Origin of the sequence: Edaphobacter bradus (assembly GCF_025685645.1) — a bacterium.
GTDB lineage: Bacteria > Acidobacteriota > Terriglobia > Terriglobales > Acidobacteriaceae > Edaphobacter > Edaphobacter bradus.
This window is the reverse complement of the sequence record NZ_JAGSYF010000005.1, coordinates 91,966-105,436: the sequence shown is the minus strand read 5'-3', so window position 1 is coordinate 105,436 and position 13,471 is coordinate 91,966. Positions and strand designations below refer to the sequence as shown.

The following is a 13,471-nucleotide window of genomic DNA, read 5'->3' as shown; positions in this document are numbered from 1 at the left end:
GTGGGATGGGGTTATTTTTTATCAGCACGAACTATCTCGAATGGCCAAATCCCGGCAGACCTGCAGCCCTCCAATCGAGTTGTCACTCGGACGTTTCGCTCCTACAGAGCCCTAAGCACCAATCAATGCCCCGCTCTTCGCGGATTTGTGGCGACGTATGCGCTCGCGCACCCTCATTGACAGCTAGTTTGGATGTCAAACACGCCATAGCCGGCGTAGCGACCTGCATCGCGCTCAATGTCGGCGACATGCTTGCTCATGGACGCAAGAAACGATGCCTGTCCGAAGGCGTACCGGACGTCGAACCGTTTGCGATACCGATTCAATTGGCCGCAAAAGTTCGGCTCTTCAATAACCAGAGTAGCCCTGGGCCGAACCGCGAACGTCACCTCAATAAAACGAGATCCATCGCCTGAATCGCGTACTACCAACAGTGGGATTCCCTCCCCCAAATGGGAGTCGACAAACTGCTGGATCTTCTTTGTCTCCACAGACTGTTGCATACCTTCTTTGCGAACCCGGAACGCTAGGACAGGTGCGACAGGTAGCAGGCATAGAAGGCAGACCTCAAGAATTCGGATCCTTCGCTCCGTCCAACTTACCAAAAATGACGTGGAGACAAGCAAAGAGGGAATTAGGAAACAGACATAGCGCGATTCGTTCTGAAAGAGCAGGACGGTTGCGCAATAAGACGCAATGAGCATGATCGTCACGACGCAGGCCCTTGACGCTTTACAGTCAATCGAAAGCGTTCTCCAATTCGAGGCAAGACACCAGAGAAAGAGTCCCAATAGAGCATAAAATGGTACTAAAAATGGTGCCTCCGTAGGCGCGAATCTGACCAGCGCAGGTACGTTCCGCGCAGCCTTCTCCCAGAACAGTGCCCAATTGAAGTCGGGGGGAGTGGAGAGAAAATATGGGGCCATATTGTCATTTTTCGGCGGGAGGGTGGTAATCAGTCGGGCGGCCAACGAGTAATGAATATTTTCGGCGAAGACCATGTTCCGGAGAATGGCAAACAGCGCTAAGCCGAACAGAGAAATACATACGAGGTACGACGAGCCCCGGAAGTTGCTGCGCCATTCGCCCCGCCAGAGACAGAGACTCAAAATAGGCACCAGCAACAGGACCACGAGATTCTCTTTTGCGAGGGCGGCAGCGACTGCAGCGATCACGAAGAGTGCTTGGCTCAGTGGGTGCCTGGCGCGGAGCCATACGAATAAACATAGCGTGGTAAGGAAGACGTAAATTGGCTCTGAAAGTGCGTTGCATGTTACCCAGATGGTTAGCGGCAAGAGCAGAAGGAATGATGCCGCCAGAGCGGCGGCCCTGGCAGATGTTCTCCGTAATGACAGAAAAACAAGCAGCGCAGAACCACCAGTGCATGCGAGGTTCGTCGCGAGCCAACCTGCCTGCCCACCCAAGAGCCGTGCTAGGGGAACGACGACGTAAAGCGTGAGGTTGTTGTGTACGAACGAGCGGGGCAGCGGTCCGGGCGTGGCCAGGTTTGCTGGGAATATGTTGTTTGTGACGTGTTGGCCATGGACAAGCGACTCCACGTCGGCAACATACCAGAACTGGTCGGTGCCTCTGATGAATCCAGAGGTTACGAGCACGCATGAGCAAACCACGGAGAACGCCACCGCTAACGTGAGCAGAGGGCCTCTGTCACTTGTGAACCGTCGTATTGTCCTCCAATGAACTCCCATTGACCTTGCCCTCAGAATGCGTTTCCCAGTTTGCGACTGCTGCGCTTTCCCTGGCCATTCTTCGTACTGCAACGGGCTCACGTAATCCAGCGTCGAGTATCTTCGCCGGAACCTACGCCCAGTCCGGAGCCACCTTCTGGTGGTTATCACGAGAACCATCCACTTATCAGGCGACGCATCTAGTCTCTTGAGCCTGCGCCCATTTTGAGGCTGTCCGCCTTCAGGCGATAGTCTCCAGAACCATCCGCTTGCCAGTTGATAAACGTAGTTCCCAAAGCAGGATCCACGGAGATATCGTCCGCATGAACTCTTTGATCGCTGCTGCCCCATTCAACGCAGTAATTGCCTCCGGCGTTGTTCCATAGGTCGTTGTGACCAACTGTGCCCGAAAGGCCATGTGGCAGATTGATGCCGCATCTCGGATTGATAAGGCCATTGTTCAACACGATGTTATTCGTGATGATGGGTGGTACCGTACCGCCGACGAGCGTGATACCGCCGTTCCCGTTACTAAAGACAGTGTTGTATTGGACCACCATTGGAGCGGCACTGCCTCTACCATTTCCCATCATAATGCCCCAGCCACCGGCAACGTGGTAGACGATGTTGTTGGTGATGGTAATGCCGCCGCCTGCGGTCTCCGCTAGGATACCGTCTGTCTGCCGCGAAGACGAGTTTTGGCAGCTCGTCCAACTGATGTCATAAATCCGGTTGGAGTCAATGACGATGTGGTGGCCGGTGCCGCTCTGTCTTCCGCTGCCTGCGAGTTGGATACCGCCGCCGCCGTTCTCGCTGCAATCGGTCTCGATGTGGTGGATGGTGTTGTGGGTGATGTTCACGAACGAACCGGTCACATAGAGACCGAGGTTGTTACCTGCCGAACTGTTATTCGTCACCTCGAAACCGTCGAAGGTAATGTAGCTGCCTCCCAGCACAACCACCGTGCGATTACCAGTTATGGAGTTCTGAATCTTGCACGCGCCTCGGGTGGCGCAGGTAACGGTGATGTAGTTGACAGCCGTTCCTGACTTAAGAAACTGGGCCGCCGCATCGGTCCCGTAATCATACGTGCCTGGTGCAACCCGAACCGTATCGCCAGCGGACGCCTTTTTATTGAAGACATAGTCAGGCTTCGCGCAGGGCCTGGCCTGGGTGCATGCGTTGGAATCGCTGCCCATGGGCGAAACGTAGTAAGTCTTGCCGGCGCCACTTCCTTGCACAAGAAGGGTCAGACTCAGGGCGGTCACCAGTGCGGCAGCCGGCCGATACCGACGGAGAGCAGATAGGACCGAGCGAGCCGGATTGCCTTGTATGGTGACCATGGTTTTTTGTTAATCAACAGTTAGATAAGTCATTTCTTTGCAGACCTCATTGAAATCGTTGCTAGATCCCGACGAAAGGTTCGAGGCGATATTCGTTTTGTTCTTCGGATCATTAGGGAGATCGGCTTCCGACGGTAATCGGCTGGTCACCAGGTCCCGACCCATTCTTGTGTTCTGGGAATTGATCGGAGTGAGACTCTGACGCCTGTAGTGTGCCCTGCCTTTGGATCTCCCTGATGATATCGACAATGGTCCACTGCTGCGGTTCGTCGTCTGGCCAGCCGATACTGGCCAAAGCGGATATGACTTCCCGGACAGCACGTACGATTCGAGGTGTCGAACCACTGATCAACATTGTCTCTTCAACTTCCTGTAATTCTTCGCACCGTCTCGCGGCATGCTCTGGATACGTGGGCACCCACCGTCTGATCAATTCCATCATGCCGGGGTAAAGCTCATCGCAGGTTTCAATCGCCTCGTTGAGTAGATGCATGTCCTGGGCAAACAGCATTGTCTCTATAAACAACCCCGGCAAGCCTTTCGTTATCCCCGAGAGAATCATTCTGAGAGCCGACGCTTGGCCGGGCATCTCCCCGATGTTCTTGATACGCACGATGGGCTCGAATTGACCTGAAAGTTCTTTTGCACGCGATCCGCTGAGGTATAAGGTCCCCCTCTGCCGAAGTTGGGAAGCTACACCAACGATCGACGCGTCGACGAAATCAACGGGTACGCGACACAATACCTCAGAGATTCGTGCCACAGTCATGGGGGAGATGGAGTTCGCGTCAACATACAACAAGCTTCGGGGCGAGCGCTCTAAGTGCGCAGCAACGTCTCTGGCTACGGGAAACGCTGCGCTAGGTGAAACAAGCGATATCACAACATCGGAATGCGCAAGAACTTCGCCAAGAGAATCAACCACGCTCAGACCGGCCTCCTGACAAAGGCGGTGGGTACGAAGACTTCTGCCCTCGACGGTCGTCACCACTCGAAAGCCAACCCCGCACAGTAACTTTCCGAAGGTGGCTCCCATTTCACCTGGGTACAGAATCCCGATTGTGGTTTGATGTGAGTAATTATCCATTGCGACACCGGTCGAACGTTTGTTTCTGGGACAGCCCAATCGTTGGTTCCTGATGCCTGGGGATATCTGGCGCAATTGTTGTGGTCAAAGGTTGTGACGATTGCTGCACGCTCGGCAGGCGCAGGTGTGCGGTACGATTTCCGTTGCCTACTTTTGAGGTGGCGCGAGACCAGGCATAAAGAACCAGCCGGATGCTGCCAACGATTGCAGGGAGCGGATCACTCCACCGGAAGACGGGAAAGAGATTTCGGTGCATGATGCTGCGTATCCATGCCTTGAAAGTCAACAACCTCATTTTGTTCAGTTGCCGGTAAGCCGCAAAATCTCCGACTGGATTCCATAGCCGCATCCCCATGCGGTAACTGGACGGCGCCGCCTGTGCGCGGCCAGTCAGCCTGTTATATACAAACAAAGGTAAATTCAATCCACTGGCGACGAGCAAACAATCCGCGGCAGTAAAGCGCGCATTGCATTCAATCAGTTTAAGCTTGCCATCCCTCTCATCCATCTTGAACTCGGCGTTCGCCACGCCACGCAACCCAACCTTCTGGAATAGTGCCAATGCCAGCTCTTGAATATCTGGTACGTGGTCAGTTATGTGGTAACTTGCTCCACCCATGTTCATGGGATATCTACGAATAACCCTCTTAGTGAAATCGATGAGATTATTCCCATTCGCATCCAGGTAGGTGTAATAGCTGCATAGTTTATCGTCCGGTCCGGGAATCATCTCGACAAGAAAGGTCCGGATGCCTGCGCAACAGACCGTATCAAAAGCGTTCAGCAACTCTTTCATGTTGTAAGTGACAGTGTAGGATCCTGAGAATTTCCTGCGAAACTTGTGGCCGAGGATCGGTTTGAGGACAAGAGGAAACACTAACTCGTGCTCCAACCCTTCGACCTGCTTGCGCGTATCGGCCACCCAGAATTTTGGAGTGGGTATACCCGCTGCCTGTGCAGCGCGGTACGTGCCTAGCTTATCGAGCATGCAGAGCTGGGCTGCTGGGTTCGACAAGTCGAGCCTGAACCTTTCAGAGAGTAGCTCGCGGTGCTCGGCGATGAGCTCAATTGCTTCATCGCTCGCCGCCAGCAGAACTGCCCCTCGGAGATGATCAGACTCACGCCCGAGAAGGTACGTCGCCCAGGCTTCTGGTGCATTTGCCGTACGTGCCGATAGGTCGATCCAGGTACAGAACCGAGAGTACCGAACATCTGCCAGCGGATGGTTGATCGCATAGACCTTTATCGAAACGGCCGCCAGGCTCCTGGCGGCTGAAAGAGCTCCATGGTCCCCTCCAACAATAAGAGCAGGCGGCAGCTTACTATTTAGCAATGTGATACCTCCCGTGTCAGTTGCGGATTGCAGCGGTCAGGCCACTTCACGAAGGGCCATGTGGCGGACTTGCCCCATTGCGAGTGGCTTTGTAAGCAGGTCGACAATGCCACGCTGGGCTAACAGACGAATGGCCTCACGCACGTCTCTGCCTTTGCATAATTGTTCCGTTCTCTGGGAGATTTCAGTCACTGTTCGCTGTCCATCCATCAACCGCAGCGCTTCGAATTCGGCTTCAGTGATAGTCGTATGTGGCTGCCCGTAGATGACCACACCGAACACTTCGTTCCAATCGCGGTTATAGCGGCGCTGGATGTAATCGACGCGCCTGGCAATGACCGGTATGCTAGCCGCCCACTCGAAGGGGGAAGAGTCCACAATGGATAGTGTGCGCTGCCGGACCTCCACGCTGTGAGGATCTTCACCCAGTGTGTCGCAGTTGTAGGTGTTTAACTTCAAATACAGCACTGTGGTACCCGCGCCGTGCTCGCGCAGATGCCACATCATATTTCCCCTAAACAACTGCACACCACGCGGCTGATCCTGTATTTCTACCCGAAGCGCATGCTTCAACCCCGCCTCTGGATGCGCGTTTGCGGAAAAGCTGGAGCGTAGCTCGGCTGTGGAGTTAAATGGGTTGGCGCTTAGGTCATGCTCTGGATAAATCACCAGCGTTGATCCCACCGGAACGCGGATGGAGAATCCGACGGCAATTTCGGAGCCAAAGCGGTCCTTATGCGCCAGGGGATAAGGAGCAGCACCGGGCTCGTACTCTTTGATGTGGCGTTCTGATAAGGTAAGACTGCTCGCTTCCACCCCGCAGATTGCCGCGACGACCTCGCGCAGTTCATCATAGTGTTCCGGCTCAAGGAATTCGAACAACGCTTGCTGCTTGTCGCCGCGAGCGAAGTCTTTCAAATGCTTCTTGTCAAATGAATCCTCGACATATTTAACCAGGCGGGCGTGGAACTCTTCGGACAAGCCCTCCGGGATGTGTACGTAGCCATTGTTCGCAAATACGTCCGCATAATTATCCGCGTCGAAGGTGAACATTTTAGTCATCGAGCATCTCCTGTCTTCAGGCAGTAAATTGTTCCGCCACGCCGTTAGCGAGCAGAAAGGGCAATAGATGGACGGCGACGGGATAACTCCCGTCCCGCTTGTAGTAGTGGTGATGGTACGAGGGCGTTGTATTGACCTCCAGGATGACGCCGCCCGACTCAGCCAGGGGCACACTGGGGTCAGGCGTGATCACGTCGACGCCAGCGAGTCGTACGCCGACAGCCTCCGCGGCCGCTGCGCCATCTTCAATGATTGACTTGCACAACAGATGCTTTGCCGAGAAATTGTCGCGTTGTGAGTTGTCGTTAATGACGGTTTTTAGGGTTACTGCGATTCCCTGCACTGGCACAGAAGAAAGTGTCAAACCCTGGTTCGCGAGCGTCCTTCGCACGTCCATGTCAATCACAATAAGTGCGTTTGCAAGGTTCGGCCCTGCGTTCAACCTGGCTTCGTTTTCAAGGCGAATCAATTCCCGAACGGTGGATTTGCCGTCGGCTACTACAGTAGAAGGTCTTCGTAGGACCGCATCCATCAACACACCGTCGAAGTAGAGAAGCCTATAGACATCGCCTGGGACCTGCCGCTCAACTATAAGATTGGGACCGTGGACTGCCGCGTTTGCAGCTGCAAGAACCAAGTCGAAACTGCCAATGACACCAGTCGTCACACCTTCGCCGGCTCCGCCATTGGCAGGTTTTACAACACATTTACTTGCGGAGCTTTCGACAAAAGCGGCGGCTTTGGTAATCTCGTTCAGGGTGAATTCGCAATACGTGGGCGTTCGCAATTGCCGCCTTGCTAATAAACGGTGCACTACAGGCTTGTATCCAGCCACTACACCAGCGATTGCAGAATCGCAACAAGTCGTGGTCTGTCGAACACGTGTGGAGTTCTGACCAAGTCGAATTTCGAGAATCTCACTTCCCAACGCTTCGATGCTAGCTCCAAGTTGCTTTGCAGCATCACACCATAGTTCTGTATAGAACTGCGATCGATGTTCAAGGGCAAGCCGAGTGGCCGGGTGACGCACACGATACGCTTCTTTTATGCGATACCCGATGTAAAGGATTGTGGCCACGCCCGGTCGGCACATCAGCGGATACACCAGAGAACCTCCGTACACTTTATGCGGCTACCGTTTCACTTGCAGTACTGACAGCGCATCCTGCCTCTGACAGAATTCTGTCTACCCACGCGTTGGAAAAGTCACCGCGCTTTACACCTGCCAGGTAAGCCGCCATGCTGACCTTATGGTTGCGTAACCTCTTCAGCAGGTCGGACGCCACTTCTTGCGGAATAACGACAATGCCTGCACCATCTGCAACAATGACGTCGCCGGGGTTCACCACAATGCCGCCGCAGCAGATTGGGTAGTTTATCTCGCCTGGCCCGCGATGAAGTGGGCCGATAGATGTAGTGCCGCGAGCAAATATGGGAAAATCCAATTCCATGATGCCGGGTAAGTCACGAACAAATCCATCTACGATGAAGCCGGCGATGCCACGATGTTTCGCCTTGGTTGAAACCAAATCACCCAATACCGCATTCATGGACGACGCATGAGCATCGATGACCACAATGTCTCCTGGCCTGGCCACGTCTAGACTTTTGTGTACCATCAGATTGTCACCTGGGAAGACCTTGACAGTGCAGGCCGGTCCGCACAGCTTGTGCTCGTTACTTGTCAGGCGGGCGATTCCCGGATCGACCGCGTACAGACGATTGAGCATGTCAGAAATATCCGGGGTGGCAAACTCTGTAAATTCGCTCATCAGAGCTGGATCCAAACGACGAACATCCTCGTTCACGCGAAAGCCTGGCCCTGGGAACATTTCCGCAGAGATAGGTTTAGTGGCTTTGCTTTCCATACTGCCTCCTTCTCGTGAGTAGTTTCGACCGCTGCGTGTAAGGCTCTCTCTGCGGTCGTGCCTATTGCCGACATGAGTCGGCTTCTTCAATGCTGGGCGTGACGGCGTGACAACGCACAGTCGCATCCGCTACAGGAATAGCTTCTACGTCACCGCTGCCCATAAACTCGGCTGCCCCAACCAGGCCGGGCTGGTCGATTCCATCTCGCCTTGTGATACTCCACAAAGTCAGGGCAATGATCTTGAGGTCAAGCAACAAGGACTGATGATCGACATACCAGACATCCATTGCGAATTTGCGCTCCCAACTTACAGCGTTCCTACCGTTGACTTGCGCCCACCCCGTGATACCAGGAAGCACCTGGTGCCGGCGCATCTGGAAAGGAGAGTACCGCATAAGGTAAGACACCAATAGCGGCCGAGGACCGACGATACTCATTTCGCCGCGCAGCACGTTGATCAGCTCTGGTAGCTCGTCAAGACTCGTGCTGCGAAGAAAGCGCCCAAATGCCGTCATGCGTTCGCTGTCCGGAACCGGCTTTCCTGTTTCCCTGTCGTTTTCTGCCATCGTCCGAAACTTCAACAGAGTAAACAGTTGTCCGTGCAACCCAGGGCGTTGCTGCCGAAATACGACCGGCTTCCCCAGGAACACTGCTACCAGTAACCCAATCAACAGCATGAGCGGTGACATCAGAACGAGGGCCACAACCCCAGCACACAAATCGAACAGCCGTTTCAGCTTGTAGCTTAGAACGAGTTCTGGCGAAGGAGCCATGGTGATATCTGTGCCACTTTTCACCTAGGCGGCCGTGGCTGCCACGGCTTCAATCGGTGATTTCTTGATCAATTCTTTGGCAGGAATTCCAACCACGGTCGTATCCGCATTGACGTCCTTATTCACTACCGCTCCTGAGCCAATCCGAGCACCATTGCCAACCTTAACGTACTGCATAATCTGCGCGCCGGTTCCGACGAGCACTCCGCTTCCCAGTTCGACGCCACCCGAGATGTTGACCGTTGGATTGAGCACACAACCGCGGCCGATCACAGCCTCATGGCCGATAGTGCAAGACAAGTTGATCATGCAGAATGGCTCAAATCGAACGTTCACGGTGGCGATGCTGCCAGCACAGAGAATCACCCCTTCTCCAACCTGCATCGTTCGCTGCTGCCATTTGACACTGGGATGGATCAGCGCCGGCCATGCGATGTGTGGGAATCTCTCCCTTAGATTCTCGGAGAGTGTGAGCCTTGCTGCAGGAGTGCCAATTCCCATGGCAAGAGCATCAACATGATTTGATTCAAGCCACGAGAAATCTCCTAAGATGGGGCTGTCATGAGGCCCGATTCTACTTGTGTCGCTTACCAGAAAACCGACCGTTGCATACCCCGCCTCTGGATTAGTCGCCGCGGAGATATCTTCGAGCAGCCACGCCACTTCGCGGGCATATCCACCCGCACCTATGATTGCGATGCGTTTCATAGAGCTTCGACCTCCTGGTACATTTCGTCTGCCTGATTCAATCTTGTTCTTATCTATCACTTTCCTTAACGTGTGCTACCGCCCTGCAATCACCTCCTGAAAATGCCCGTTGATCCCCTGCCGATCAGGAATAGCTCGCAAGCTGATACGCGCGAAACCAGCGCTCCATTCTTGGGCCTTCGCTGGGATCGAGAATGCTTTCGGCACCATCGGAAGGAAGATGCACCATTACCTCAACGTCACACGATGCAGTTGCAAGGATCTCCTGCACGTCTGCGAAGGAGCCAAAATAGTCGGTCTTCGCCAGGCCATACATCCGCAGCCTGGTGTTGTACGCCAATTTGTAGAGCTTGTGTGCAAAACTGATCCCAGGGCCACAGTTGCGTGTCAATCGGATAGCCTTTATCCCATACTTGCGTGCAACAGAGATGACTGCCGCTCCAATCGCCCATTCCGTGTGGACATGATGGTGTGAATCCATGTGCGTCGGAACAAGCCCACGGTCCAGGCACGCTTGTATCTGTGCAGCGATCTCCGTTTCCACGGCAAGCCTCTCGTCCTTCGACAACCGAAACCGAGTGTGCCGCATCCGAAACATCCCCCTGTCATCGCAAAGCCGCGTGCATCGTTGAATGGGAGATGACAATGGATGTCCCGAGGTGAGGTTCAGGTGCACTCCGATCTTCCCCAGAAGCCCATGGCGATGCACCATTTCGCAGGCCTCGTCGAAACCCGGCATATTGGCCATCAGGGTGGCACTCGAGATCACATGCTCGCCGAATGCTTCTACGATCGCCCGATTCGTTTCCGCGCTCATCCCGAAGTCGTCCGCGTTTACGATGATCTTCCGAGGTCTATTAGCAGCAAACACCTTTCACCTCTGAATCAATACTTGTGGCTCGTTCCTTACTTCCTCGCGAGAAGCGAAGGCGCTTTGCAGCACTCGCTCGAGACGACGAGCAAGCCTCGTGAGATCATGATGCTCTTCTACGTATTGCCGTGCTCGCAGCCCCATGTTCAATCGTTCTGAGATCGACATGGCAGCCAGTGCTTCAACCGCCGCGGCAATGGCCCCGGAATCCTCTGGAGCGACGGTAAGGCCTCCTGTCGCCTCGGCGATAGGATTGTTATGCGAGTTTCCTGCGAAGATGGTGGGACGCGCGGCGGCCATATATTCGTGAAGCTTGTTCGGACTTATACCGTGGTGGTATAGAGTGGTGTTCTTGGCGCTAAGAATGAAAGCGTCAGCTTCCTGCAATACTGAGAAAATATCTCGCTTCGACACCGGATCCTCAAACACCACGTTGGCGATGTTCTCAGTTTCTGCTCTCCGGCGCAGTCCCGCTTTTTTCGGGCCATCTCCCACGAACCGGAAACAGTACCTCCCTGGGGCTTCCTTGTTCAGAATTGCCGCTGCATCAAGCACTGGGTCCAAAGCGTCGGATACACCGTGGGACCCTGCGTACATCACTGTGAATACATCGTGCGGCGCCGGATCGTGTGGAGCCGGCATGAGTTCCGTGTCTATGCCGTTTGGAATCCATGTAATATCGTTCGGCTGCGCTCCCTTGGCAATCATGTGGTCTGAAGCGTTGGGCAAAAGTGTGACGATCTTGTCCGCTTTGCGATACAGATAACGCTCTATCATCCCGAACCCGACTACGGCCGGGTGGTGGGGACTCACCCCCATATCAATGAGTGTCTGCGGCCAGAGATCGCGTATCTCCAGGACGAAAGGAACACGTAGTCGTCTAGCGAGTCGCGCTGCAGCAAAGGCGGCAAACAAGGTAAGCGATGAGCCGACCACTATGTCCGGCTTGTTCATTCCCCGGGTTCCCAGGCCCCACCACACTTCGAAAGCGAAAACAAACATGTTCCAAAGCCTGGCCACGTTGCTGCGATAACCCGGTACGCGTAACCACAGAAAAGGCACCTCGTTGTATTGCTCGAACGCGCACAATTTTCCAGATATGCAGCTCCGCTGCCTGCGCGTGGCATGATTGAAGCTGGACGCGATGATCGTGACATCGTGTCCACTCCGAATCAAATATCGGGCGAGAGCATAATGCCGTGTCCCCCCAGGTTCGGAAGGCGTAAGAGCGTAGTGATTTACCAACCATACGCGCATTTCGAGATACCTCGTAACATTGACGACACTGGACGGCACTGACTCCCTGCCGTACTGTTCTTGCGATGAGCGATCGGACCGTTATCAGACCGGGTCGGATTCGATGCCTAACAATCGTCTAGTTCCCCTAGCACCGCAATTCATCAAAACGTCAACGATGGATAGATTCGAGACAAATTCACCAGACAGTTGGGGGTAACGTGTTTGAGAGAAGGAGGAATATGCAAGAGCGACCCCGGCGTTTTCCAATTTATCGCTCTCCATATACGCTTTGGCTCCCATCCCTGCTACATAGGTGTCAGCGCCCACGGCGGTGCAGATACTCGCAACCAGGTCGGTCTTCGCCCCCGCAACGCCTAATTCGCTAGCTCGTATCCACTGCGTGTCGATGCCAAGATAAGCGGCGATTGCACGGATCAGGCCGATGTTGAACTCGGCGAGCGAATTGGTGCTGCCGTCCACCGCGCCATAGTGTGGCTCCAGTAGCGCAAATATCTCCTTGAAGTATGGCGCCTTGCCATAATTACTCTGGAGCGCCATCACGTGCCGCCGCACCCAGGGTTGGATATTATCGGTTTGTACCTCCATGATGAGTTGGCCAGTTCGACCGCTCTTAAGTACCGGGATCGTTAGCCATGCCGGACCGTTTGGCGTCTTTATGGAATTCCGATTGGTGAAGCTGCCACATGAATAAGCCACGGTGTCCACAAAGACGAACTTATCCACTAGGGCAACCTTGAAGAAGTAACCAAGCCAAGGTATGTAATTGGGTTGGTGACTGGCTGCAATCGTTCCTCCAGCTGCGGTTACTCCGCAGATTGCCGAATGCTGTGACGGGTTGATTGGTTCCGGACTATCTACCATTTGATCCTCATCACCTCGAAGGCCTCCGCGTAAGGCGCCTTCACCTGCACACCGCGAACACGGGCCAAACCCTCAATAAACTCCCAGGAAAAGTAGGGACGGGAAAGATCAAACTGTGACTTGTATGCCTGGAGTGCCTTCCACTTCGCCTGTAGCTCGCAGGGCTCCAGAGTGACAAACGCCTGTGCAGAAAACCTAATGGTGTTCCAAGGTAGTTCGTAACCCCAGATGGTCATGTCTTTGAAGCAGCGTAAACCCTCGGCGTTAAGTACCTGATGATCCTGATGCAGGTCGCTGGCGGAGGGAAGAAACACCATATGTGGCATAATCTGGTGGCGCAATTTCACCAACTCTTCCAGCAGTTCCTGGCGGTGATAGGACAGGCGGCGAACCGGATATCCAAATACAAATGTCTTGTCCTGTGGAACGCCCAACGTCTGCATGGCAGATAGAAACTCATCGCGGAGTTGGGTAGGCACCGCTCCGGGGGGGAGAGAGTCTTCAGCCGTGGAAAAGGCCGCCACGGAAATGTCCACGCCATCCTTAAGCATTCTCGCAATGGTCCCGCCGCATCCTAACTCGGCGTCGTCCGTGTGCGGAGCAAGAATCAAGACT

13 protein-coding genes and 1 pseudogene are annotated in these 13,471 nt (G+C 54.3%); all 14 read right to left on the bottom strand.

The genetic code is table 11. The annotated features are described in order from the left end of the window. Positions 1–173: 173 nt before the first annotated feature. Positions 174–1,175 (bottom strand): hypothetical protein, encoded by a 1,002-nt coding sequence (locus OHL16_RS18095; protein WP_263368603.1) that lies wholly within the window; start codon positions 1,173–1,175, stop codon positions 174–176. A 713-nt stretch (positions 1,176–1,888) separates the two neighbouring features. Then, on the bottom strand, positions 1,889–3,031 hold the full coding sequence (locus tag OHL16_RS18090; RefSeq protein ID WP_263368602.1) for a right-handed parallel beta-helix repeat-containing protein: 1,143 nt from the start codon (positions 3,029–3,031) through the stop codon (positions 1,889–1,891). A gap of 112 nt (positions 3,032–3,143) precedes the next feature. Beyond that, entirely contained in the window at positions 3,144–3,644 is a 501-nt protein-coding gene (locus tag OHL16_RS18085; protein ID WP_263368601.1) for a DUF1932 domain-containing protein, read from the bottom strand. A 48-nt stretch (positions 3,645–3,692) separates the two neighbouring features. Beyond that, positions 3,693–4,118 (bottom strand): annotated as a pseudogene (locus tag OHL16_RS20410) (NAD(P)-binding domain-containing protein); the annotation flags it as partial. Further along, positions 4,111–5,451, bottom strand: coding sequence for a carboxylate--amine ligase (locus tag OHL16_RS18080; RefSeq protein ID WP_263368600.1), 1,341 nt, complete (start codon positions 5,449–5,451; stop codon positions 4,111–4,113). The gene OHL16_RS18080 and the pseudogene OHL16_RS20410, both read right to left, overlap by 8 nt. Positions 5,452–5,487: 36 nt before the next feature. Beyond that, entirely contained in the window at positions 5,488–6,513 is a 1,026-nt protein-coding gene (locus OHL16_RS18075) for a hypothetical protein (protein WP_263368599.1), read from the bottom strand. 16 nt (positions 6,514–6,529) lie between these two features. Further along, entirely contained in the window at positions 6,530–7,618 is a 1,089-nt protein-coding gene (locus OHL16_RS18070; protein ID WP_263368598.1) for a hypothetical protein, read from the bottom strand. A 19-nt stretch (positions 7,619–7,637) separates the two neighbouring features. After that, positions 7,638–8,381 carry an RraA family protein gene (locus OHL16_RS18065; protein ID WP_263368597.1) on the bottom strand — a complete coding sequence of 248 codons (744 nt, stop codon included), beginning with the start codon at positions 8,379–8,381 and terminating at the stop codon, positions 7,638–7,640. 61 nt (positions 8,382–8,442) lie between these two features. After that, positions 8,443–9,156 (bottom strand): sugar transferase, encoded by a 714-nt coding sequence (locus OHL16_RS18060; protein ID WP_317891093.1) that lies wholly within the window; start codon positions 9,154–9,156, stop codon positions 8,443–8,445. A 24-nt stretch (positions 9,157–9,180) separates the two neighbouring features. Then, positions 9,181–9,864 carry a PglD-related sugar-binding protein gene (locus tag OHL16_RS18055; protein WP_263368596.1) on the bottom strand — a complete coding sequence of 228 codons (684 nt, stop codon included), beginning with the start codon at positions 9,862–9,864 and terminating at the stop codon, positions 9,181–9,183. Between the two features lie 124 nt (positions 9,865–9,988). After that, complete coding sequence (locus OHL16_RS18050; RefSeq protein ID WP_263368595.1) at positions 9,989–10,735, bottom strand: carbohydrate deacetylase; 747 nt, start codon at positions 10,733–10,735, stop codon at positions 9,989–9,991. 3 nt (positions 10,736–10,738) lie between these two features. Then, entirely contained in the window at positions 10,739–11,992 is a 1,254-nt protein-coding gene (locus tag OHL16_RS18045) for a glycosyltransferase family 4 protein (protein ID WP_263368594.1), read from the bottom strand. Positions 11,993–12,076: 84 nt separating this feature from the next. Continuing rightward, on the bottom strand, positions 12,077–12,856 hold the full coding sequence (locus tag OHL16_RS18040) for a WbqC family protein (protein ID WP_263368593.1): 780 nt from the start codon (positions 12,854–12,856) through the stop codon (positions 12,077–12,079). Then, on the bottom strand, positions 12,850–13,467 hold the full coding sequence (locus OHL16_RS18035) for a PIG-L deacetylase family protein (protein WP_263368592.1): 618 nt from the start codon (positions 13,465–13,467) through the stop codon (positions 12,850–12,852). The genes OHL16_RS18040 and OHL16_RS18035 overlap by 7 nt, the downstream gene beginning before the upstream one ends. Positions 13,468–13,471: the final 4 nt, after the last annotated feature.

Coding starts and splice junctions, on each gene's coding strand:
- OHL16_RS18045 (WP_263368594.1), bottom strand. CDS start 11,992: ATGCGCGTATGGTTGGTAAATCACTACGCTCTTACGCCTTCCGAACCT.
- OHL16_RS18075 (WP_263368599.1), bottom strand. CDS start 6,513: ATGACTAAAATGTTCACCTTCGACGCGGATAATTATGCGGACGTATTT.
- OHL16_RS18040 (WP_263368593.1), bottom strand. CDS start 12,856: ATGGTAGATAGTCCGGAACCAATCAACCCGTCACAGCATTCGGCAATC.
- OHL16_RS18090 (WP_263368602.1), bottom strand. CDS start 3,031: ATGGTCACCATACAAGGCAATCCGGCTCGCTCGGTCCTATCTGCTCTC.
- OHL16_RS18065 (WP_263368597.1), bottom strand. CDS start 8,381: ATGGAAAGCAAAGCCACTAAACCTATCTCTGCGGAAATGTTCCCAGGG.
- OHL16_RS18060 (WP_317891093.1), bottom strand. CDS start 9,156: ATGGCTCCTTCGCCAGAACTCGTTCTAAGCTACAAGCTGAAACGGCTG.
- OHL16_RS18055 (WP_263368596.1), bottom strand. CDS start 9,864: ATGAAACGCATCGCAATCATAGGTGCGGGTGGATATGCCCGCGAAGTG.